We start from the raw sequence: 23,604 nt of genomic DNA on the forward strand, positions 1-23,604 counted from the left end.
AGAACACCACGTTCTCCGCCACGTATGCACTGGGTGCTGGTGACAGCGTGGGCCTGTCCGTGCCCATCGGCCGGCCGCTGGCGCAGTCCACCGCGTGGGTGCTGGATGCAGCCTTCCAGCCCGTGCCGGTAGGCGTGCCGGGTGCGCTCTACGTCGGAGGCGATGGCCTCGCGTGGGGCTACCTGAACCGTCCGGACCTGACAGCCGAACGCTTCATCCCCCACCCCTTCGCGACGGAGCCGGGAGTGCGTCTGTACAGCACGGGCGACCGGGTGCGCTGGCAGGCGGATGGGACGTTGGAGTTCCTGGGCCGCATGGACTTCCAGGTGAAGATCCGCGGCTTCCGCATCGAGACCGGCGAAGTCGAAGCGGTGCTGCGCCAGTCGCCGCAAGTGCGGGAGGCGGTGGTCCTGGCGCGCGAGGATGTGACTGGCGACAAGCGCCTCGTGGCCTACGTCGTGTCCACGGGAGAGGGTTTCGATCCCGGCGCACTGAAGGCGTTCGTCCAGAAGCAGTTGCCCGAATACATGATCCCCACGGCCTGGGTGGAGCTGTCCGCCCTGCCGCTGTCGGCCAATGGCAAGGTGGACCGCAAGGCCCTGCCCGCCCCGGAGGCGCCGCGCGTCTCCACTGAGGAGGTGGCCGCGCCGCGCAACGCGATGGAGACGGCGCTCGTCGCCATCTGGGCGGAAGTGCTGCACCTGGAAACCGTGGGCATCCACGACGACTTCTTCGAGCTGGGTGGCCACTCGCTGCTGGCCACGCAGGTGGTGTCGCGCATCCGCTCCACGCTGGGCGTGGAGCTGCCACTGGGAGACCTCTTCAGCGCCCCCACCGTGGCCACCCTGGCCGAGAAGCTGGGCCGCGCCAGTCGGACCCAGGCCCCCCCGCTGGTCCGCACGGAGCGGACGTCGGCGCCGCCGCTGTCATTCGCGCAGCAGCGGTTGTGGTTCATCGACCAGTTGGAGCCGGGCTCCAGCCTGTACAACATGCCGTTGCCGCTGCGGCTGCGTGGCGCGCTGGACGAAGGGGTGTTGCGCAAGAGCCTGAACGCGCTGATGGCGCGGCACGAATCGCTGCGCACCACATTCCGCGTGGAAGCGGGCCAGCCCGTGCAGCACATCCACTCGGAGGCCACTGTCCCCTTCGAGTCCGTGGACCTCACGGGCATCACGGACGCGACCGAGCGCCAGACCGAAGCAGAGCGGTGCGGCCTCGCGGAATCGCGCCGTCCGTTCAACCTGGAGCAGGGCCCTGTGATTCGCGCCCTGCTCATGAAGCTGGGGGCGGAGGATCAGGTGCTCGTGGTGCACGTGCACCACATCGTGTCCGACGGCTGGTCGCTGGGGGTCCTGGTGCGCGAAGTCACCGCCCTCTACGAGGCCTTCCGCCACGGCCAGACGCCGGCCCTGCCGGAGCTGCCGGTGCAGTACGCGGACTACGCCGTGTGGCAGCGCGACTGGCTCCAGGGTGACGTGCTGAAGGAACAGCTCGGCTGGTGGAAGCAGCAACTGGCGGGTGCGTCCCACGTGCTGGAGCTGCCCACCGACAAGCCGCGTCCGGCCGTCGTCTCGCAACGCGGCGACACGGTCTCCGTGCGCCTGCCGCGCGCCCTCTCCGAACAGGTGGAGGCGCTGGCGCAGAAGGAAGGCGCCACGCCCTTCATGGTGCTGCTGGCGGCGTTCCAGACCGTGCTGCACCGCTACTCCGGTCAGGACAACGTGCTGGTGGGCTCCCCCATCGCGAACCGTGGCCGCGCGGAGACGGAGGGCCTCATCGGCTTCTTCGTCAACACGCTGGTGCTGCGTGGAAGCTTCGGCGCCCGGACGACGTTCCGGGAGCTGCTGGCGCAGGTGCGTACCACGACGCTGGGCGCGTACGAACACCAGGACCTCCCGTTCGAGCGGCTGGTGGAGTCGTTGCAGACGACGCGCGACCTGTCCCGCACGCCGCTCTTCCAGGTGCTGTTCGCGCTCCAGAACGCGCCCCTCCCGGAAATGGCGCTGCCCGGCCTGTCCGTGACGGGAGCGCACTTCGGCAGCCGGGACCTGTCCCAGTTCGAACTGATCCTGGACCTGAATCGGGACGCGGATGGCTTCGTGGGCCAGCTCCAGTACGCGACGGACCTGTTCGAGTCCGCCACCATCGAGCGGCTCGCCACGCACCTGCGCGTGCTGCTGGAGACCGTGCTCGTGCGGCCCGAGGTGCCGTTGTCCGAGGTGCCCCTCCGCTCGCCTGAAGAAACCGCCCGGCTCCTGAGCATCGGGCGCGGGGACGTCGTGGACTTCGACGTGGAGTCCACGCTGCACGGGCGCATCGAAGCGCAGGTGGTTCGCACGCCGGACGCGGACGCCCTGGAGTTCGAGGGGACGACGCTGTCCTACCGTCAGTTCGACGTCCGGGCCAATCAGCTCGCCCGGCACCTGCGCTCGCTGGGCGTGGGCCCGGAAGTCACGGTGGCCCTGGCCCTGGAGCGCTCCGCGGACGCCCTCGTCGCGTTCCTCGCGGTGCTCAAGGCGGGCGGCGCGTTCGTGCCGCTCGATCCGGCGGCTCCCGCCGCGCGCAAGGACTTCCTCCTGCGCGACTGCGGTGCCTCCGTGCTGCTGACCACCCGGGCCCTGGCCGACGCGTGGCAGCCCGACGTGGACCATGTGGTGAAGCTCGACGTCGAGCAGACCTGGCTGGCGGCGCTCTCCGAGGAGCCTCTGCCTCCCTCGGCGGGCCCGGACAACCTGGCGTACGTCATCTACACGTCGGGCTCCACGGGCATGCCCAAGGGCGTGATGGTGCAGCACCGCACCGTCGTCCACCTGAACCACACGCTGGGCCGCAACCTCTACCCGCGGCAGCGTCCGTTGCGCGTCAGCCTGAACTCGGCGCTGTACTTCGACGCGGTCATCGAGGCGTTCATCAAGCTGCTCGACGGCCACTGCCTCTGCATCATCCCCGAGGGCACGCGCCGGGATCCGGAGCAGATGCTCACGTGGATGGAGGCACGGCGCATCGACGTGCAGACCAGCACCCCGTCGCAGCTCAAGCTCCTGCTGGAGGCGGGCTTGCTGGAGCGTGCCTGGGTGCCGTCGCAATTCCTGGTGGGCGGCGAGTCCATTGACGAAGCCCTCTGGCGCCTCTTCGCGGGAACGACCCGCACGCGCGCCATCAACGGCTACGGACCCACCGAGGCCACCGTCTGCGTCACGACGTTCAACATCCAGGGCACGTCCCTGCCCCGGCCCGTCATCGGCCGGCCACTGGACAACCTGCGCGCCTACGTCCTCGATGAGCACCAGCAGTTGGTGCCCTTCGGCCTGCCGGGTGAGCTGTGCTTCTCCGGTGCGGGCATCACGCGCGGCTACCTGGGCCGGCCGGACCTCACCGCGGAGCGCTTCGTTCCGGATCCGTTCAGTCAGGAGCCCGGAGCGCGGCTGTACCGCACGGGTGACAAGGCCCGCTGGCGTGAAGACGGCACGCTGGACTTCATGGGCCGCCTGGACTTCCAGGTGAAGGTCCGTGGCTACCGCATCGAACTGGGTGAAATCGAAGCCACGCTGCGCGCGCACCCGGACATCCGGGACGCGGTCGCACTGGTGCGCGAAGACGTGCCTGGCGATGCGCGCCTCGTCGCCTACGTGGTTCCGGAGGTGGACACCGCGCCGCTGCGTGAGCACCTGCGCAAGCACCTGCCCGAGTACATGGTGCCCGCCGCGCTGGTCACCCTGCCCGCCCTGCCGCTGACGCCCAACGGCAAGGTGGACCGCAAGGCCCTGCCCGTGCCGGAAGTGACGCAGGTCGGCTCGCGCACCTACGTGGCGCCGGAGACGCCGACGGAGATCGCCCTGGCCGCGCTGTGGAGTGAGGTGCTGCGCATCCCCACCGTGGGACGGCACGACAACTTCTTCGAGCTGGGTGGCCACTCGCTGCTGGCCACACAGCTGGTCTCCCGCGTGCGTGTCCACTTCAAGGTGGAGCTGCCCCTGCGCGCGTTCTTCGAGCGGCCCACCGTGGCCGCGCTGGCCGCGCTGATTGATTCGTTCCAGGGCCCCGACGGCACGGGCGCGTCCCTGCCTCCGCTGGTGCGTGGGGAGCGGCCGGATGTGCTCCCGCTGTCGTTCGCCCAGCAGCGGCTGTGGTTCATCGAGCAGCTCGGCACGGCGGGCACCGCGTACAGCATCCCGGTGTCGTTGAAGCTCGAAGGCACGCTGGACACGACCGTGCTCCAGCACGCGTTCGATGAGCTGGTGCGCCGTCACGAAGCACTGCGCACCACCTTTCGCCCGCACGAAGGGGCGCCGTCGCAGGTCATCCACCCGCCCTTCCCGATGCCGCTGCGCCGCGTGGACCTCACGTCCATCGAAGCGCCCGAGGCGCGTCAGGCCGAAGCCCTGCGGATCGCCAACGACGAGGTCCGCATCCCGTTCAACCTGGAAGAGGGCCCGCTGGTCCGGGTGCTCCTGTTGAAGCTGGCCCCCCACGAGCACGGGCTGGTGCTCACCCAGCACCACATCATCTCCGACGGCTGGTCCACGAGCGTCCTGGTGCGGGAGATGGGCGCGCTCTACGCCGCTTTCTCCAAGGGCCTGCCCTCCCCGCTTCCGGAACTGGCGGTGCAGTACGCCGACCATTCGCTCTGGCAGCGCGGCTGGCTCCAGGGCGACGTGCTGGAGCAGCAGCTTGGCTACTGGCGCGGGCAGCTCGACGGCGCCGCGCCGTACCTGGACCTGCCCACGGACCATCCGCGTCCGGCGCGGCAGTCCTTCCAGGGCGCCGACCAGACCGTGTCCCTGCCGCTCGCGCTGAGCGAAGCGGTGGAGGCCCTGGCGAAGCGCGAGTCCGCCACGCCGTACATGCTGCTGCTGGCGGCCTTCAAGCTGCTGCTGCACCGGTACTCGGGTCAGGAGGACGTGCTCATCGGTTCGCCCATCGCGGGCCGCCGTCACGCCGAGTCCGAAGACCTCATCGGCTACTTCGCCAACACCGTCGTCGTGCGCACGCAGGTGAAGGACACGCTCACCTTCCGTGAACTGCTCGCGCAGGTGCGCACCACCACGCTGGGCGCGTACGAGCACCAGGACCTCCCGTTCGAGAAGCTGGTGGAGGCCCTGAAGCCCGAGCGCGACCTGAGCCGCACGCCGTTCTTCCAGGTGACGTTCACCCTGCAGAACGCACCGATGTCGGAGCTGACGCTCCCGGAGTTGTCACTCCGGCCGATGGACAGCGAGCTGCGGTACAGCCTCTTCGACCTCCAGTTGTTGCTGGGCCGCACCCCGGCCGGCTTCGGCGGAGCGCTGCTCTACAACACCGCGTTGTTCTCGCCCGAGACGATGGCCAGCCTGGTCCACCGCTTCCAGGTCCTGCTGGATGTGGCCCTGGCCTCGCCCGATGTTCCCGTGGCCCGGCTCCCGCTGCTCACGCCCGAGGAACGCCAGAAGCTGCTCGTCGGGTGGAACCCCACGTCCCGCGACTACCCGCGTGACGCCTCCGTGGCCGGGCTCTTCACCGCGCAGGCCGCAAGGACGCCGAATGCGCCCGCGCTGAAGTCCGGGGAGAAGACGCTGACGTACGCGGCGCTGGACCGCGCCTCCAACCAGTTGGCGCACCACCTGCGCCGGTCGGGCGTGAGGCCCGGAGACCGGGTGGGCCTGTGCCTGGAGCGCTCGTTCGAGCTCATCGTCGGAATGCTGGGCATCCTCAAGGCGGGGGCTGCCTACGTGCCGGTGGAGGCGAAGTACCCGGCGGACCGCATCAGCTGGATGTTGCAGGAGGCGGGCGTCAGCGTGCTGGTGACGCAGGAGTCGCTGGCGGACGAGCTGCCGGCGGTGGCGGACCTCCAGGTGCTGCTGGACGCGGACGCGGCGGTGCTCGCGAAGCAGCCGGAGACGGCGGTGGGGCTGGAAGTGCCGGCCGAAGCGCTGGCGTACGTGATGTTCACGTCGGGCAGCACGGGGCGCCCGAAGGGCGTCAGCGTGCCCCAGCGCGGCATCGTGCGGCTGGTGCGCGGCAACGACTTCATCCACTTCGGGCCGGAGGAAGTCTTCCTCCAGTTGGCGCCCGTGGCGTTTGACGCGTCGACGCTGGAAGTCTGGGGAGCGCTGCTCAACGGCGCGAAGTTGGTGCTGGCCCCGGCGAAGACACTCTCGCTGGAAGAGACGGGCGCGCTGCTCGCCCGTGAGGGCATCACCACACTGTGGCTGACGGCCGCGCTCTTCGAGCAGGTGGTCATCCATCAGGGCGAAGCGCTGGCGGGCGTACGGCAGGTGCTGGCGGGCGGCGACGTGCTGCCGGTGGAGCGCGTGCGCGAGCACTTGGCGCGGATGCCTTCGGGCTCCGTGCTCGTCAATGGCTACGGCCCCACGGAGAACACCACGTTCTCCGCCACGCACACGTTGCGCGTGGGAGACAGCGTCGGCCGGTCGGTGCCCATCGGTCGTCCACTGGCGCAGTCCACCGCGTGGGTGCTGGATGCAGCCTTCCAGCCCGTGCCGGTAGGCGTGCCGGGTGCGCTCTACGTCGGAGGCGATGGCCTGGCGTGGGGCTACCTGAAGCGCCCGGACCTGACAGCCGAACGCTTCATCCCCCACCCCTTCACGACGGAGCCGGGAGCGCGTCTGTACAGCACGGGCGACCGGGTGCGCTGGCAGGCGGATGGGACGTTGGAGTTCCTGGGCCGCACGGACTTCCAGGTGAAGATCCGCGGCTTCCGCATCGAGACCGGCGAAGTCGAAGCGGTGCTGCGCCAGTCGTCGCAGGTGCGCGAGGCGGTGGTCCTGGCGCGCGAGGATGTGCCCGGAGACAAGCGACTCGTCGCGTACATCGTGGCCGCTGCTGACGCGGGCGATGTGGCGCAGCTCAAGTCGTTCGCTCAGAAGCTGCTGCCCGACTACATGGTGCCGTCCGCGTTCGTCACCCTGCCCGCCTTGCCGCTGTCGGCCAATGGCAAGGTGGACCGCAAGGCCCTGCCTGCCCCGGAGGCGCCGCGCGTCTCCACTGAGGAGGTGGCCGCGCCGCGCAACGCGATGGAGACGGCGCTCGCCGCCATCTGGGCAGAGGTGCTGCACCTGGAAGCCGTCGGCATCCACGACGACTTCTTTGAGCTGGGTGGTCACTCGCTGTTGGCCACGCAGGTGGTGTCGCGCATCCGCTCCACCCTGGGCATGGAGCTGCCGCTGGGAGACCTCTTCAGCGCCCCCACCGTGGCCACCCTGGCCGAGAAGTTGGCCAACGCCAGCCGCACGCAGGCCCCCCCGCTGGTTCGCACCGAGCGCACCACCGCGCCGCCGCTGTCGTTCGCGCAGCAGCGGCTGTGGTTCATCGACCAGTTGGAGCCGGGCACCAGCCTGTACAACATGCCGCTGCCGCTGCGCCTCACCGGCGCATTGGACGAAGGCGCGTTGCGCAAGAGCCTGGACGCGCTGATGGCGCGGCACGAATCGCTGCGCACCACGTTCCGCGTGGAAGCGGGCCAGCCCGTGCAGCACATCCACTCGGAAGCCACTGTCCCCTTCGAGTCCGTGGACCTCACGGGCTTCACGGACGCGACTGAGCGCCAGGCCGAAATGGAGCGTCGGGCTCATGCTGAATTCCGCCGCCCGTTCGACCTGGAGCACGGGCCGGTGATTCGCGCCCTGCTCCTGAAGCTGGACGCGGAAGAGCACGTGCTGGTGCTGCACCTGCACCACATCGTGTCCGACGGCTGGTCGTTGGGCGTCCTGGTGCGTGAAGTCACCGCCCTCTACGAGGCCTTCCGCCACGGCCAGACGCCGGCCCTGCCGGAGCTGCCGGTGCAGTACGCGGACTACGCCGTGTGGCAGCGCGACTGGCTCCAGGGTGACGTGCTGAAGGAACAGCTCGGCTGGTGGAAGCAGCAACTGGCGGGTGCGTCCCACGTGCTGGAGCTGCCCACCGACAAGCCGCGTCCGGCCGTCGCCACGCAGCGCGGCGACGCGGTGGACGTGCGCCTGCCGCGCGTCCTCTCCGAACAGGTGGAGGCGCTGGCGCAGAAGGAAGGCGCCACGCCGTTCATGGTGCTGCTGGCGGCCTTCCAGACCGTGCTGCACCGCTACTCCGGTCAGGACGACGTGCTGGTGGGCTCCCCCATCGCGAACCGTGGCCACGCGGAGACGGAAGGCCTGATCGGCTTCTTCGTCAACACGCTGGTGCTGCGCGGACGCTTCGGGACGCGTCCCTCGTTCCGGCAGCTCCTCTCGCAGGTGCGCACCACGACGCTGGGCGCGTATGAACACCAGTACCTCCCATTCGAGCGGCTGGTGGAGTCGCTGCAGACGACGCGCGACCTGTCCCGCACGCCGCTCTTCCAGGCGCTGTTCGCGCTCCAAAACGCGCCCGTGTCGGGGGCGACGATGCCCGGTCTCGCCGTGCACCCCGCGGAGTTCGGCAGCCGGGCAACCACCCTGTTCGAGCTGAGCCTGGACCTGCGCCGCGACGCGGACGGCTTCGCGGGCCGGCTCGAATACGCGACGGACCTGTTCGAGACCGCCACCATCGAGCGGCTCATCACTCACCTGCGGGTGCTGCTGGAGTCCGTGGTCGCGCGGCCCGATGCCCCGCTGGCCGACCTGTCCCTCGACGCACCCGAAGCGCAGGCGCGGCTCGTCGGGCTCGGACGCGGCGACGTCGTGGACTTCGATCTGGGGACCACGGTGCACGGCCTCATCGAACAGCAGGCGGCCCGCACGCCGGACGCGGACGCCGTGGTGTTCGAGGAGACGACGCTGTCCTTCCGTCAGTTCGACGCCCGGGCCAATCAGCTCGCACGGCACCTGCGATCGCTGGGCGTAGGGCCGGAAGTCACGGTGGCCCTGGCCCTGGAGCGCTCCGCGGACGCCCTCGTCGCGTTCCTCGCTGTGCTCAAGGCAGGCGGCGCGTTCGTGCCGCTCGACCCGGCGGCCCCCGACGCGCGCAAGGCCTTCATCCTGGAGAACAGCCGCGCCTCGGTGCTGCTGACCACCCAGGCCCTGGCCGAAACGTGGCGGCCCGACATCGCCCACGTGGTGAAGCTGGATGCCGAAGCGGCGCGCCTGGCGACACTCCCCGAGGCGCCCCTGCCTGCCTCGGCGGGCCCGGACAACCTGGCGTACGTCCTCTACACGTCGGGCTCCACGGGCACGCCCAAGGGCGTGATGGTGCAGCACCGCTCCCTCGTCCACCTGCACCACACGATGGTGCGCAATGTCTACACGGCGCCGCGCCGGCTGCGCGTCAGCTTGAACGCGCCGCTGTACTTCGACGCCGTCATGGAGTCGTTCATCAAGCTCCTCGACGGCCACTGCCTGTGCGTCATCCCCGAGCAGACGCGCCTGGAGCCGGAGCGGATGCTCGCGTGGCTGGAGCAGCACCGCATCGACGTGCTGGTGGGGACTCCCGCGCAGTTCAAGCTCCTGCTCGACGCGGGGATGCTGGAGCGGGCCTGGATGCCGTCGCAGCTCATGCTGGGCGGCGAAGCCCTGGACGAGGTGACGTGGCGACTGCTGGCCACGACGGACCGCACGCGCGCCTTCAACGGCTATGGCCCCACTGAGACCACCGTCTGCGTCACGACGTTCGACATCCAGGGGACTTCCCTGCCCCGGCCCGTCATCGGCCGGCCGTTGGACAACCTGCGCGCCTACGTCCTCGATGAGCACCAGCGCCTGGTGCCTTTTGGTCTGCCGGGCGAGCTGTGCTTCTCCGGCGAGGGCGTCACGCGCGGCTACCTGGGCCGACCGGACCTGACGGCGGAGCGCTTCGTTCCGGATCCGTTCAGCACGGAGCCCGGCGCGCGCCTGTACCGCACGGGCGACAAGGCCCGCTGGCGCGCGGACGGGACGCTCGACCTCCTGGGCCGCCTGGACTTCCAGGTGAAGCTGCGCGGCTACCGCATCGAGCTGGGCGAAGTCGAAGCCACGCTGCGCTCGCACCCGGGCATCCGGGATGCGGTCGCGGCGGTGCGCGAGGACGTGCCCGGCGATGCGCGCCTCGCGGCCTGGGTGGTGCCGGAGGTAGACACCGCGCCCTTGCGCGAACACCTGCGCAAGCACCTGCCTGAGTACATGGTCCCCGCCGCCATCATGGCCCTGCCCGCCCTGCCGCTGACGCCCAACGGCAAGGTGGACCGCAAGGCGCTGCCCGCGCCGGAAGCGTCGCGTCCGACCATTCAGGGTTTTGACGCTCCAGGGACCCCCACCGAAGTGGCCCTGGCCGCGCTGTGGAGTGAGTTGCTGCGCGTGCCCGCCGTGGGCCGTCACGACAACTTCTTCGAGCTGGGCGGCCACTCGCTGCTGGCCACGCAGGTGGTGGCCCGGGTGCGTGCCCGCTTCGGCGTGGAACTGCCCGTCCGCGCGCTGTTCGAGTCACCCACCGTGGCGACACTGGCCCTGCGCCTGCCGGACGCTCCGACCGCCACCGTGCTGCCGCCGCTTACCCCGGCCGCGACGCCCGGACCGCATCCGCTGTCCTTCGCGCAGCAGCGGTTGTGGTTCATCGATCAGCTGGACCCCGGCAGCCCGCTGTACAACATGCCCACCGCGCTGCACCTGTCGGGCACCGTGGAGGTGCCGGAGCTCCAGCGGGCCTTCGACGCGCTGGTCCAGCGGCATGAGTCGCTTCGCACCACGTTCGAGACCCACGACGGCGAGCCCCTTCAGCGCATCCACCCCGCCCCGGCGCAAAGCCTGTTCGTGGTGGATCTCACCACGCTGCCCCAGGACGTGCGCGAGGCCGAAGTGCTCCGGATCGCGACCGAGGACGCCCTGCGTCCCTTCGACCTGGCTGCGGGACCGCTGGTGCGGCTCACGCTGGTGAAGGTCGACGTGCGCGAGCACGTGCTGCTCCTGTGCCTCCATCACGCCATCAGCGATGGTTGGTCCATCGGCGTGTTGGTGCGTGAAGTCGTCGCCCTCTACGAGGCCTTCCGTCAGGGGTTGCCGTCTCCGCTGCCTCCGCTGCCGGTGCAGTACGCGGACTACGCCGTGTGGCAGCGCTCCTGGCTCCAGGGGGATGCGCTGGAGGCGCAGCTTGGCTGGTGGAAGCGGCAGCTCGCCGGTGCGCCGCAAGCGCTGGCCCTGCCCACCGACAAGCCCCGTCCCCCGCGCCGCTCCGCACGGGGTACCATGCTCCCGGTGAGCATCCCTCCGGTCCTGAGTGAGGCGGTGGAAGCCCTGGCGCAGAAGGAAGGCGCCACGCCCTTCATGGTGCTGCTGTCGGCCTTCCAGACGCTGCTGTACCGCTGCTCCGGTCAGGATGACCTCTTGGTGGGCACGTCCATCGCGGGCCGGCGCCACGCGGAGACGGAGGGCCTGATTGGCTTCTTCGTCAACACGCTGGTGCTGCGCGCCCGCTTCGACGCGCGGCCCTCGTTCCGTCAGGTGCTGGCGCAGGTGCGCGCCAACACGCTGGGCGCGTACGAGCACCAGGACATCCCGTTCGAGCGGCTGGTGGAAGCACTCCAGCCCGCGCGGGACTTGTCGCGCACGCCGCTCATCCAGGCCCAATTCGTGCTCCAGAACACGCCGGATTCGGACGCGCGTCTGCCGGAGCTCACGCTGCGGCCGGTGAAGGTGGAGGCGAACGCGACGAAGTTCGACCTGGACCTGAGCCTGGGCCGCACGGCCGGGGGCTTCGAAGGCGCCCTCTTCTACAGCACGGACCTCTTCGAGGCGGCCACGGCCCGGAGGCTGACGGAGCACCTGGTGCAGTTGCTGGAAGGCGCCGTCGCGCAGCCGGACGCTGGCGTGGAGACGCTGCCCCTGCTGTCGGCGGACGAGCGTCAGTGGGTGCTGGAGGAGTGGAGCGGCGAGACGGCCGACTTCCCGGCCGACGTGCCCTACCACACGCGCTTCGAGCAGCAGGTGACGCGCACGCCCAAGGCCCCTGCCCTGGTGATGGGGGAGGCTACGGTGTCCTTCCACCAGCTCAACGTGCGCGCCAACCAATTGGCGCACTACCTGCGCACGTTGGGGGTGGGCCCCGACGTGCCGGTGGCCTTCAGCCTGGAGCGCTCGCCAGAGGCCATCGTCGCGCTGCTGGGCATTCTCAAGGCGGGCGGGGCCTACGTGCCGCTGGACCCGTCGGCCCCCGAAGCGCGCAAGGACTTCATCCTGGAGAACAGCGGAGCCACGGTGCTCCTCACCACCCAGGCGCTGGCCGGAGTGTGGCAACCGGCGGTGCGCCACCTGGTGCGGCTCGACGCGGAGGCCCGGCGCATCGACGCGCTGTCTCCGGGCAACCCGCGCGTGGAGGTGCGGCCTGAAAACGTCGCGTACATCCTCTACACGTCGGGCTCCACGGGCATGCCCAAGGGCGTGATGGTGCAGCACCGCTCCATCGTCCACCTGCACCGCGCCATGGCCGACGTGCCGCTCTCCGCGGTGCCGCGCGTCCTGAGGGCCAGCCTCAACGCGCCGCTCAACTTCGACATCTCCGTGGGACAACTCCTCCTGCTGCTCGACGGCCACTGCCTGTGCCTTGTGCGCGAGGAAGTGCGCCAGGAGCCGGAGCGGATGCTGGCGTGGATGGAGCAGCACCGCGTGGACGTGCTGGACTGCACGCCGTCGCAGCTCAAGCCCCTGCTGGAGGCGGGCCTGCTGGAGCGCGCCCACGCGCCGGAGACACTCCTCATTTGCGGCGAGGCGGTGGATGAAGCCACCTGGCGAGTCCTCTCCGCGACGAAGCGCACGCGGGCCTACAACCTGTACGGCCCCACCGAGGGCACGGTGTACGCGACGTGGTGGTGCATCCAGGACGCGACGCAGCCGGTGCCCGTCATCGGCCGGCCGCTCGTCAACATGGGCGCCTTCGTGCTCGATGCGAGCCTGAACCCCGTGTCCGTGGGAGTGCCTGGAGAACTCTTCATCTCCGGCGAGGGACTCGCACGCGGCTACCGCGCCCGGGCGGACCTCACGGCGGAGCGCTTCATTCCGCATCCGTTCAGCACGCAGCCTGGAGCACGGCTGTACCGCACGGGAGACCGGGCCCGGTGGCGGCAGGACGGGACGCTGGACTTCATGGGCCGGCTGGACTTCCAGGTGAAGCTGCGCGGCTATCGCATCGAGCTGGGTGAAATCGAAGCCGCCCTGCGCTCGCACCCGGGCCTCCGGGACGCGGTGGTCCTCGTCCGCGAGGATGTGCCGGGCCTGCCGCGCCTCGTGGCCTACGTGGCCCCCGCCGTGGACACCGCTCCCTTGCGCGGCCACCTGCTGCGCACCCTGCCCGACTACATGGTGCCGTCCGCCTTCGTCGCGCTGTCGGCCCTACCGCTCAACGCCAACGGCAAGGTGGACCGCAAGGCCCTGCCCGTCCCGGTGGATACCTCGGCCAGCGCGGAGGCCCTGATGGAGCCGCGCGATGCGACCGAAGCACGGCTCGCGCTGCTCTGGGCCCAGGCCCTGGGCGTGTCCGCGGTGGACGTGCGCGCCAGCTTCTTCGAGCTGGGCGGCCATTCGCTCCTCGCGGTGCGCCTGCTGGCGGCGGTGAACCGCGAGACGGGCCGGCACCTCCCGCTGTCGGCGCTCTTCCAGGCCCCCAGCGTGGAGCGGTTCGCGCAGTGGATGAACGAGGCGCGGGACACCCGGCCCTTCTCGCCGCTGGTGCCCTTCGCGAAGCAAGGCCCGGGCACCGTCCCGCCGTTCTTCTGCGTCCACCCGGTGGGCGGCAACGTGCTCGCCTACGCGGAGCTCGCGCGACAGCTGGGACCGGATCAGCCCTTCTACGGTCTGGAGGCCCGAGGCCTGGATGGTACGAGCACCCCCGTGGGCAGCGTGGAGGAGATGGCCACCGACTACGTGCAGGCGCTGCGCACGGTGCAGCCTTCCGGGCCCTACCACCTGGGCGGCTGGTCGCTGGGCGGCGTCATCGCGTACGAGATGGCGCACCAGCTGCGCGCGGCGGGCGAGGAGGTGGCGCTGCTCGCGCTCATCGACTCGTACGTCCCGGAGGCGGTGGCAGCGTCCGAGCAGGCGATGGATCGCACGCTGGCCGTGGGCCTGTTCGCGCAAGACTTGATGGGCGTGTCCCTGGCGGACCTGGCGCTGGACACGGCGGAGTTGGCGACACTGGAACCCGAAGCGGTGCTCACCCGGGTGCTGGAATCCGCGGTGCGTGCCGGAGCACTCCCTCCTGGCATGGACAGCGCGAATCCGGTGGCCCTCTTCCGCGTCTTCGAGGCCAACCTCGAAGCGGCCCGGCGCTACCACCCGCCCGCGATGGAGCAGCGGGTGCTGCGCGTGCAGGCGGAGGAACTCGCGGACACGGGGCCGGGCGACGGCGGCTGGGCCGCGCTCGTGGGTGAGCGGTTGGAATCGCACCGCTTGCCGGGCAACCACTACACGCTGCTGCGCGAGCCCACGGTGCGGACCGTGGCGGACCTGCTGAAGAAGGCCCTGCTCCCGCCGGGCAGGAAGTGACGGTGTAGTGCTTCAAGGCCCCCGCGCTCTTGACCGGGGGCGCGGGGAAAACCCGCGCCCTCGCGTGGGTGCGGGTTCGCTGCCTGTTGCACCGGTGCAGACACCGGACGTGATGCTGTCGGAGCAGAAGGGCTTCATGGGCTGGCTGAACTGGACTCTTCGGCCGTGCCTGATCTTCCACTGCGCCAACCCACGCTCCCTGAGGGGGCTGGCGACAACAGGTACGTAGCAGTGCCGGCACCGTGGGTGCCTACGGGATCAAGCACCAGGGCTGATAAGAAGTGTCGGCGCTTTTTCGACACTTTGGACGGCTCCCCGTGCCTGACTTCTCGCGAACCCTTCCTGGCGCCCTGTTGAATCTCGCGGCGGGCCCCTCCGCCCACGCTCCGCTCTACACCTTCCTCGGTGAGGTGGACGGCGACGAGACCGTGCTCAGTGCCTTCGAACTGGATGCTCGCGCGCGTCGCATCGCCGCGGCGTTGCAGGCACGCGGCGCGGTGGGCGAGCGCGTGTTGCTCCTGTATCCGCCGGGGCTCGACTACGTCGCGGGCTTCTTCGGCTGCCTGTACGCGGGCGCGGTGGCGGTGCCGGCCTATCCGCCGGATCCGATGCGCCTGGAGCGCACCCTGCCCCGCTTGAGGGCCATCATCCAGGACGCGCAGGCGTCGGTGGTGCTCACCACGTCGGGCATCCTGGAGTTGTCGGACTTCGTCTTCGAGCAGGCCCCGGACTTCCGCGCGCTGCACTGGATGGCGACGGATGCGCTGCCGGAGGGCGGCGAGCGGGACTGGCGCACGCCGGATGTGGGCGCGCAGTCGCTGGCGTTCCTCCAGTACACGTCGGGAAGTACGGGCACGCCCAAGGGCGTGATGCTCACGAACGCGAACCTGCTGCACAACCTGGGGCTCATCTCCGGAGCGTTCCAGGTGCGCCGCGACAGCGTGGGCGTCATCTGGCTGCCGCCGTACCACGACATGGGCCTCATTGGCGGCATCCTCCAGCCGCTGTCCGCGGGCTTCCCCGTGGCGCTGATGTCACCGATGGCGTTCCTGCAAAAGCCGCTGCGCTGGTTGCAGGCGGTGTCGCGCTTCCGGGGCACCATCAGCGGTGGGCCCAACTTCGCCTTCGAGTTGTGCGCGCGTCGCGCGACGCCGGAGGACGTGGCGTCGTTGGATTTGTCGTCGTGGGAGGTGGCGTTCTGCGGCGCGGAGCCCATCCGCGCGGCCACGCTGGAGCGCTTCGCGGAGGTGTTCGGGCCCAGCGGCTTCCGGCGCGAGGCTTTCTATCCCTGCTACGGCCTGGCGGAAGGGACGCTCATCGTCACTGGCGAAGTGAAGGGCCGGGGCGTGCGCGTGCATCCGCTGGAGGATGCGGCGCTGGCGCGGGGGCTCGCGGTGGTGGGGGCGCAGGATGCAGCGGGCGTGCGCTCGCACATTGGCTGCGGGACGACGCTGGCGGAGCAGCGGGTGCTGGTGGTGGAGCCGGACTCGCTCGTTCCGCGTGCCCCCGGGCAGGTGGGGGAAATCTGGGTGTCGGGCGCGAGCGTGGCCCAGGGGTACTGGCGCAAGCCGGAGTTGAGCGAGTCCACCTTCCACGCCCGTCCGGCCGGTGTGGTGGAGGGGCCTGAGTACCTGCGCACGGGAGATTTGGGCGTGCTGACTGAGGACGGGCAGTTGCTCGTCACGGGGCGGCGCAAGGACCTCATCATCCTGCGCGGGCGCAACCTGTACCCGCAGGACGTGGAGGGAGTCATTGAGCGCGCGGACTCACGCGTGCGAGCGGGCAGCGTGGCGGCGTTCTCCGTGGAGACGACGTCTGGCGAGGCGCTGGCCGTGGTGGCGGAAGTGGGCCGGGACTTGGCCGACGCGGACGCGACGGTGCTGGCGGCGGTGGCCAACGGGCTGCGGCAGGCGCTGGCGCGCGAGCTGGAGGTCCAGACGCACACGGTGGCGCTGCTGCCTCCGGGCGCGGTGCCCAAGACGTCGAGTGGGAAGATCCAGCGCTTCGCGTGCCGTGCCGCGCTCGTGTCCGGGGAACTGTCCGTGCTGTGGCGCAGTGAGGCGGCGGGCGCGGAGCCGTTGGTGCGGGCTCCGGTGGACTCTGTGTCCGAGACTCCGACGATGGATGCGCCCGGTGCGAAGCCGGATGGCTCCGCGGCGCGGGACGGCGCGTCAGCGGTCTCGGCTGTTGCGACGGTGAGCCCGTCCGGTGGGACGGTCGCGCAGCCTTCTGCGACGACGGAGTCCGCTCAGGCGGCCCCGGTCTCGGCCTCCCCTGCCCGCTCCGTGGAGGAACTGGAGCGCATCCTCCGTGAGGAGCTGACCGCCGTGCTCGGGGCGGAGGCGGGCCTTCAGGCCTCGGACGTTCCGCTCACGCAGCTGGGCATGGACTCGCTCGCGGCCGCGGACCTCCAGGCCCGCATCGAGAAGCGGCTGGGGACGCGCGTCTCCGCGGCCACCCTGCTCCAGGACGTGACGCTCCAGGCGCTCGCGGCTTCGTTGTCCCAGGGCCGCACCGCGACGGGACTGGCGGCGCTTCCTCCCGTGCAGCGTCGTCCGGCTTCAGCCGCGATGACGCCGGCCTCGTTCTCCCAGCAGCGGCTGTGGTTCCTCCAGCAACTCGCACCGGAGTCCACCGCCTACCATGTCCCTGTCTCGCTCTCGCTCCGGGGCCCTCTGGTCCCGGAGGCGCTGTCGCGCTCGCTGACCGAGTGGGTCCGTCGTCACGAAGCGTTGCGCACGACCTTCGTCGCCCGGGACGGGGTGCTGTTCCAGCACGTCCATGCGCCGTCCCCCGTGTCGCTGACGGTGGAGGACGTCGCCAGCCCGGACTCCGTGTCACGGGAGGCGCTGCTGGATGCGTGGGCGGTGCGCGACGCCCAGCAGCCGATGGACATGTTCACCGGGCCGCTGCTGCGCTTCGTGCTGCTGCGCTTCGCTGCCGAAGACCATGTGCTGCTCGTCTTCGTGCACCACCTGATTGCCGACGGCTGGTCCGTGGCGGTGCTCTCGCGCGAGCTGGCCGCGCTCTACGGTGCCTTCACCACGCAGCGCCCCTCGCCCCTGCCCGAGCCGGCGCTCCAGTACGGCGACTTCGCGGCGTGGCAGCAGGCGCACCTGACGCCCCAGGCCCTGGCCCCGGAACTCGCGTGGTGGAAGCAGACGCTCTCCGGAGCGCCGTCTCTCTTGTCCCTGGCCACCGACAAGCTGAGGCCCCAGCGACTGTCCTCCCACGGTGCCCGCAGGCTGCGCGTGCTGCCCGCGCCCCTGATGGCGAAGCTCAACGCACTGGGCCGCCGTGAAGGCGCCACGCCCTTCATGATGCTGGTGGCCGCGCTGGGCACCGTGCTGCACCGGTGGAGTGGCCAGACGGACTTCATTCTGGGCTCAGCGACGTCCGGGCGCGATGTGCCGGGCACCCGCTCCCTCGTCGGCGACTGCACCAACTTCCTTCCGCTGCGCCTGCGCCTTCCTGGCGACACGACCGTGACGGGGCTCCTCTCCAGCGTGAAGCGGACGACGCTGGAGGCGCTGGCCCATGGGTACGTGCCCTATGACCATGTGCTCGCCGTCGCGCAGCCTGGCTCGCAGCGGCGCGAGCTGTACAACGTCGCCTTCGTCCTGGACGACTACGCCATTCCGCGCGCCCAGCCCGTGGGCGGTGGACTGACGCTGGACGTGGGGCTGCTGGACAACCGCACCACCGAGCTCGACATGACCTTCGAGGCCGCCCCCGGCCCCGAGGGTCTGCTCGTCGGCTGCAAGTACGCCACGGACCTCTTCGAGCCGGAGACCATCGACCGACTCCTCTCCCACCTGGAGGTGGTCGTCGTCGGCATGGTGGCCGCCCCGGAGACGAAGCTCTCCGAGCTGCCCGTGATGACGGAGGCCGAGCGTCACCAGGTCCTCCACGGCTGGAACCCGCCCGTCGAGCCGTTCCCCACCGGCACGCTGGTGGAGCGCTTCGAGGGGCAGGTGGAGCGCACTCCGGACGCCATCGCCGTCACCTTCGAGCTGCGCCAGCTCACCTACCGCGAGCTGGACGCCCGCGCGAACCGGCTGGCCCATGTCCTCCAGGCGCGCGGCGTGGGGCCGGAAGTGCTCGTGGGCGTGTGCCTGGAGCGCGGCGTGGAGCTGGTGGTGACGCTGCTCGGCATCCTCAAGGCCGGAGGCGCGTACCTGCCCCTGGACTCCGCGCATCCGCGCGAGCACCTGGCGTTCCTGCTGGAGGATGCGCGCTCGCCGCTCGTCCTTACCCAGGCGTCGCTGGAGGACCGCGTCCCGTCGGTGGACGGCACGTCCGTGCTCACGTTCGAGGCGGCGATGGCCTCCGGGGCATCGTCCTCGCGCCCCGCGCACCGGACTGCTACCGGGCGACCTCGCGTATGTCATCTACACCTCGGGCTCCACCGGACGTCCCAAGGGCGTGATGGTGCAGCACGACCACGTCACGCGGCTGTTCAGCGCGACGGACGCGAAGTTCCACTTCGGGCCTTCGGACGTGTGGACGCTGTTCCATTCCGTACGCGTTCGACTTCTCCGTCTGGGAGCTATGGGGCGCGCTGCTTTACGGGCGGCCGGCTGGTGGTGGTGCCGTACTTCGTCAGCCGCTCGCCGCAGGCCTTCCTGCTGCCTGCTGGCCGACGAGGGCGTCACCGTCCTCAACCAGACGCCCACCGCCTTCCGGCAGCTGCTCCACTCCGAGCAGCAGCAAGGCGAAGCCCCGGCCCTGGCAGCTGCGCTACGTCATCTTCGGCGGTGAGGCGCTGGACCTCGCCTCGCTGCGTCCCTGGTTCGAGCGTCACGGTGACGCGCGGCCGCAGCTCGTGAACATGTACGGCATCACCGAGACCACGGTGCATGTCACGTGGCGGCCAGGTGGGGCTCGTGGACCTGGAGCGTCCCGGGTCCAGCGTCATCGGCCAGCCCATTGCCGACCTCCAGCTGTACCTGCTGGACGCAGGCGGGACAGCCGGTGCCCCTCGGGGTGCCGGGCGAAATCCACTGTGGGCGGCGCTGGCGTGGCCCGAGGGCTACCTGCGCCGGCCCGGAGCTCACGGCAGCGCGCTTCGTGGACGACCGCTTCGGCCCCGTGCCAGGCCGCAAGCTGTACCGCGCGGGAGACCTGGCGCGGCGGTTGCCCTCTGGCGAACTGGAGTACCTGGGCCGCATCGACCACCAGGTGAAGCTGCGGGGCTTCCGCATCGAGCTGGGTGAAATCGAGTCCTCGCTCAGCACGCACCCCGAGGTGCGCGAGACGGTTGTCATCGTGCGCGAGGACGTGCCCGGTGAGCAGCGGCTCGTGGCCTACGTCGTCCCCGCCACCGTGGAGGCCAGCGCCCTGCGCGAGCACCTGCGCGCGCGGCTGCCCGAGTACATGGTGCCCGCAGCCTTCGTCAGCATGGACGCCCTGCCCCTCACCACCAACGGCAAGGTGGACCGTCGCGAGCTGCCCGCCCCCACCGTCACCGCGTCTTCCCGCGAGGACGACGCGCCCCTGACGCCACTCCAGGAGCAACTGGCGTCTCTGTTCCGCGAAGTGCTGCGCGTGGAGCGCGTGGGCGCTCACGACGACTTCTTCGATTTGGGTGGGCACTCGCTGCTGGCCACGCAGCTTGTCACCCGGGTGGCCGCGCGGTTCGGCGTGGAACTGCCCCTGCGCACGCTGTTCGAAGCGCCCACGCTGGTGCAACTCTCGGAGCGCATTCAGGCATTGCCGTCGCGCGCCGTCACCTCGCCAATTCCCGTCGTTCCCCGGCAGGGCGACCTGCCGCTGTCGTTCGCGCAGCAGCGCATGTGGCTGCTGGAGCAGTTGGAGCCAGGGCAGGCGCTCTACAACATCCCCCTGGCCCTGCGGCTCACCGGCGCCCTGGATGTGGACGTGCTGCGCCGCACCTTCGCGGAAATCGTCCGGCGGCATGAACCGCTGCGCACCACGTTCGTGGAGCACGAGGGCCAACCGCTCCAGCGCATCCACGCCGCGCCCGCCGAGTGGCCGCTGCCGGTGGAGGTGATTCCCGAAGGCGCCGCGCGCGAGGACACCCTTCGCCGCCGCATGCGCGACGAAGCCGCCCTGCCGTTCGACCTGGGCACCGGTCCGCTGTTGCGCACGCGCCTGCTGAAGCTCGCTGACGGGGAGCACGTGCTGCTCCTGAGCATGCATCATCATCGTCTCCGACGGTTGGTCCATGGGCGTGCTGGTGCACGAGGTGGGCAGCCTCTACGCGGCGTTCTCGGAAGGCCGTCCCTCGCCGCTGCCGGCGCTGGCGGTGCAAGGCCGCCGACTTCGCCGTGTGGCAGCGCCAGGAGGGGAAACTCCGAAGGCGTGCAGGGCACATTCGGATGCCCTGCGCGAGTCACTGAAGGACCTGCCCGCGCTGACGCTGCCGTCCGAGCATGGCCTGCCCGCGACGCGGACCCTGCGGGGTGCAAGCCACGTCTTCACGCTGCCGGCGTCGCTGGTGCGGGCGCTGGAGCAGGTGGCCCGGGAACTGCAACGCCACGCTGTTCATGGTGCTGCTGGCCGGGTACGAGACGCTGCTTGGCGCGCTACTCGGGGCAGGACGACTTCGCCGTGGGCAGTCCCGTGGCCACCGTACCCGGCCGGAGCTGGAGCCGCTCATCGGCGTCTTCCTCAACACGCTGGTGCTGGCGTGCCCGACTGGACGGAGACCCCCGCTTCACGGAGTTGGTGGAGCGCGTGCGTGAGTCCGTCGCTGGCCGCGTATGCCACCAGGACGTGCCTTTCGAGCGGCTGGTGGAATCGCTGGGCTCCACTCGCGGAGCGGACCGCGCTTCTCTGTTCCAGGTGATGTTCGCGCTGCACAACGCGCCCGTGCCTCCGCCCGCGCTGCCGGGCGTGCGCGTGGAGCTGCTGCCCACCGCGCCGGACACCTCCCGCTTCGACTGTGAGCCTGTCGATGATGGCGCGCGACGGCGGGCTGGAGGGGACGCTCGAATACAGCCTGGACCTCTTCACCCCGACCACCGCCGCGCGGCTGGCATCGCAGTTCCGAGTCCTGCTGGAGGCGGTGGCCCAGGACGCGACGGTGCCCGTCAGCCGCCTGCCTCTCATGGACGCCGAAGAGCGCTCCTGGGTGCTGGTGGACTGGAACGCCGCGGCCACCGTGCCCTTCGCGGAGGACACCCTCCCCGGCCTCTTCGAGTCCCACGCCCGCCGCGCCCCGGACGCCGTGGCCGTGGAGCACGAGGGCAGGACGCTCACGTATGGAGCGCTGGACGCGCGGGCCAACCAACTCGCGCGCCACCTGCTGTCGCTGGGCCTGCGCCCTGAGGGCCGCGTGGGCCTGTGCCTGGAGCGCGGCCTGGACCTCGTGGTGGGCATGCTGGGCGTGCTCAAGGCTGGCGGCTGCTACGTGCCGTTGGACCCGTCCTACCCGCAGCAGCGCCTGACGTTCATGTTCCAGGACGCGGGCCTGTCCGCGGTGGTGACGGAGCGCTCCCTGCTGCCGTCGCTGCTGGAGCAGTCCTGGCCCACGGTGTGCCTGGACGCGCAACCGGATGCGTTGGAGCGCCATGCCACCACCGCGCCTGACGGCGTGCCAGTGCTGCCGGGCCAGCTCGCGTACGTCCTCTACACGTCGGGCTCCACCGGGACGCCGAAGGGCGCGGGCGTGGAGCACCGCTCCATCGTCCATCCTGGTGCGGGACACGAACTTCGTGCGTCCTGACGCCGCAAGACTGCATCGCGCAGGTGTCCACGCCATCCTTCGACGCGGCCACCTTCGAAGTCTGGGGCGCCCTGCTCAACGGCACGCGGCTCGTCATCATCCCCCGTGACGTGACGTTGTCTCCGCCGCACCTCGCGCGGAAGCTGCGCGACGTGGGCGCCACCACGGTGCTGCTCACCACCGCCCTCTTCCACGAGATGGCGCGCGAGGAGCCCGGCGCGCTGGCAGCCCTGCGCAATACCTTCTTCGGTGGGGACCGCGCGGACCCTCGCGCCGTGCGCAATGTGCTCGCGGCGGGCCCGAAGGGCCAGCTCACCAACCTCTACGGCCCTACCGAGGCCACCGTCTGCGCCACCTTCCACTCCGTGGAATCGCTGGCGCCGGACGCCACCGCCGTGCCCATTGGCCGGCCCGTGGCCCGTGCCCGGCTGTATGTGCTGGATGCGCACGGGGAGCCCGTAGCGCCCGGGGTGCCGGGAGAAGTCTTCATCGGCGGCGCGGGCGTGGGGCGCGGCTACCCTGGCCACCCCGCGACGACGGCGCAGCGCTTCGTGCCGGACGCCTTCAGTGGCGTGCCCGGCGCGCGGCTGTACCGCACGGGGGACCGGGCGCGGTGGCGGCAGGACGGGACGCTGGACTTCGTCGGCCGCGTGGATGCGCAGGTGAAGGTGCGGGGCTTCCGCATCGAGCCGGGTGAGGTGGAGTCCGTGCTGCACTCGCACCCGTCCGTGCGTGAGGCGGTGGTGGTGGTCCGCGAGGACGTGCCCGGGGACAAGCGGCTGGTGGCCTACGTCGTGGGCCACCCCACGCTGGATGCCTCCGTGCTGCGCGCCTTCCTCACCGAGCGGCTGCCCGCGCACCTGGTGCCGTCCGCGCTCGTGCCCATGGCGGCGCTGCCGCTGACGCCCGGTGGCAAGCTGGACCGCAAGGCCCTGCCCGTCCCGGAGCAGTCCCCCGCGGCCTCGCTCCCCGCCGTCCCGGAACACCTGACGCCCTTCCAGCAGCGCGTGGCTGGCCTCTTCCGCGACGTGCTGCGCGTGGAGCGCGTGGGCCTGCACGATGACTTCTTCGCGCTGGGCGGCCACTCACTGCTGGCCACGCAGCTCATCTCCCGACTGCGCACCACCTTCCAGGTGGAGCTGCCCCTGCGCGGCCTCTTCACCGCGGCCACCGTGGCCCGCGTCACGGAGCTGGTGGAAGAGCAGTTGCTGGTGCGCTCGGAGGGGCCGCGCGTGCCGGTGCTCCGTCGCGTGTCGCGCGAGGGCGCGCTGCCGCTGTCCTTCTCCCAGCAGCGGTTGTGGGTGCTGGAGCAGCTCCAGTCAGCGGAGCCACGCCGTACGTCCTGCTCGGGGCCGTGCGCTTGGAGGGTACGCTGGACGTGGAGGCCCTGCGTCGCGCGCTGGAAGCTGCTGGTTCGAACGCCATGAGGCCCTGCGCACCACGTTCGCGCTGAAGGGCGGCGAGCCCGTTCAGGTCATCCATCCTCCGTCCGCGTGGACGCTGCCGGTGACGGACCTG

4 protein-coding genes and 3 pseudogenes (1 of these 7 running past the window's edge) are annotated in these 23,604 nt (G+C 70.8%); all 7 read left to right on the forward strand.

Annotated features, from left to right (window positions below; genetic code table 11):
• On the forward strand, nucleotides 1–14,396 hold part of the coding region annotated (locus OV208_RS10660) for a non-ribosomal peptide synthase/polyketide synthase (RefSeq protein WP_267573729.1) (this coding region is incomplete at its 5' end). The annotated region extends 23,359 nt beyond the left edge of the window; 14,396 of 37,755 annotated nt are visible.
• A 428-nt stretch (nucleotides 14,397–14,824) separates the two neighbouring features.
• Nucleotides 14,825–18,607 (forward strand): annotated as a pseudogene (locus tag OV208_RS10665) (AMP-binding protein); the annotation flags it as partial.
• Nucleotides 18,608–18,626: 19 nt separating this feature from the next.
• A pseudogene (locus tag OV208_RS41340) lies at nucleotides 18,627–18,845 on the forward strand (AMP-binding protein); the annotation flags it as partial.
• A gap of 112 nt (nucleotides 18,846–18,957) precedes the next feature.
• A complete protein-coding gene (locus OV208_RS41345) occupies nucleotides 18,958–19,581 on the forward strand; it encodes an AMP-binding protein (protein ID WP_420715006.1) in 624 nt (207 codons plus the stop codon).
• A gap of 83 nt (nucleotides 19,582–19,664) precedes the next feature.
• Nucleotides 19,665–21,170, forward strand: a pseudogene (locus OV208_RS41350) (condensation domain-containing protein); the annotation flags it as partial.
• A gap of 145 nt (nucleotides 21,171–21,315) precedes the next feature.
• Entirely contained in the window at nucleotides 21,316–22,086 is a 771-nt protein-coding gene (locus OV208_RS10675; RefSeq protein ID WP_267573731.1) for an AMP-binding protein, read from the forward strand.
• Nucleotides 22,087–22,109: 23 nt separating this feature from the next.
• Nucleotides 22,110–23,513 carry a non-ribosomal peptide synthetase gene (locus OV208_RS10680; RefSeq protein WP_267573732.1) on the forward strand — a complete coding sequence of 468 codons (1,404 nt, stop codon included), beginning with the start codon at nucleotides 22,110–22,112 and terminating at the stop codon, nucleotides 23,511–23,513.
• Nucleotides 23,514–23,604: the final 91 nt, after the last annotated feature.

Origin of the sequence: Corallococcus sp. bb12-1 (assembly GCF_026626765.1) — a bacterium.
Lineage (GTDB): Bacteria > Myxococcota > Myxococcia > Myxococcales > Myxococcaceae > Corallococcus > Corallococcus terminator.

Bases quoted from the DNA above. Each gene is read 5' to 3' on its own strand.
- OV208_RS10675 (WP_267573731.1), top strand. From the start codon at position 21,316: ATGATGGCGCGCGACGGCGGGCTGGAGGGGACGCTCGAATACAGCCTG.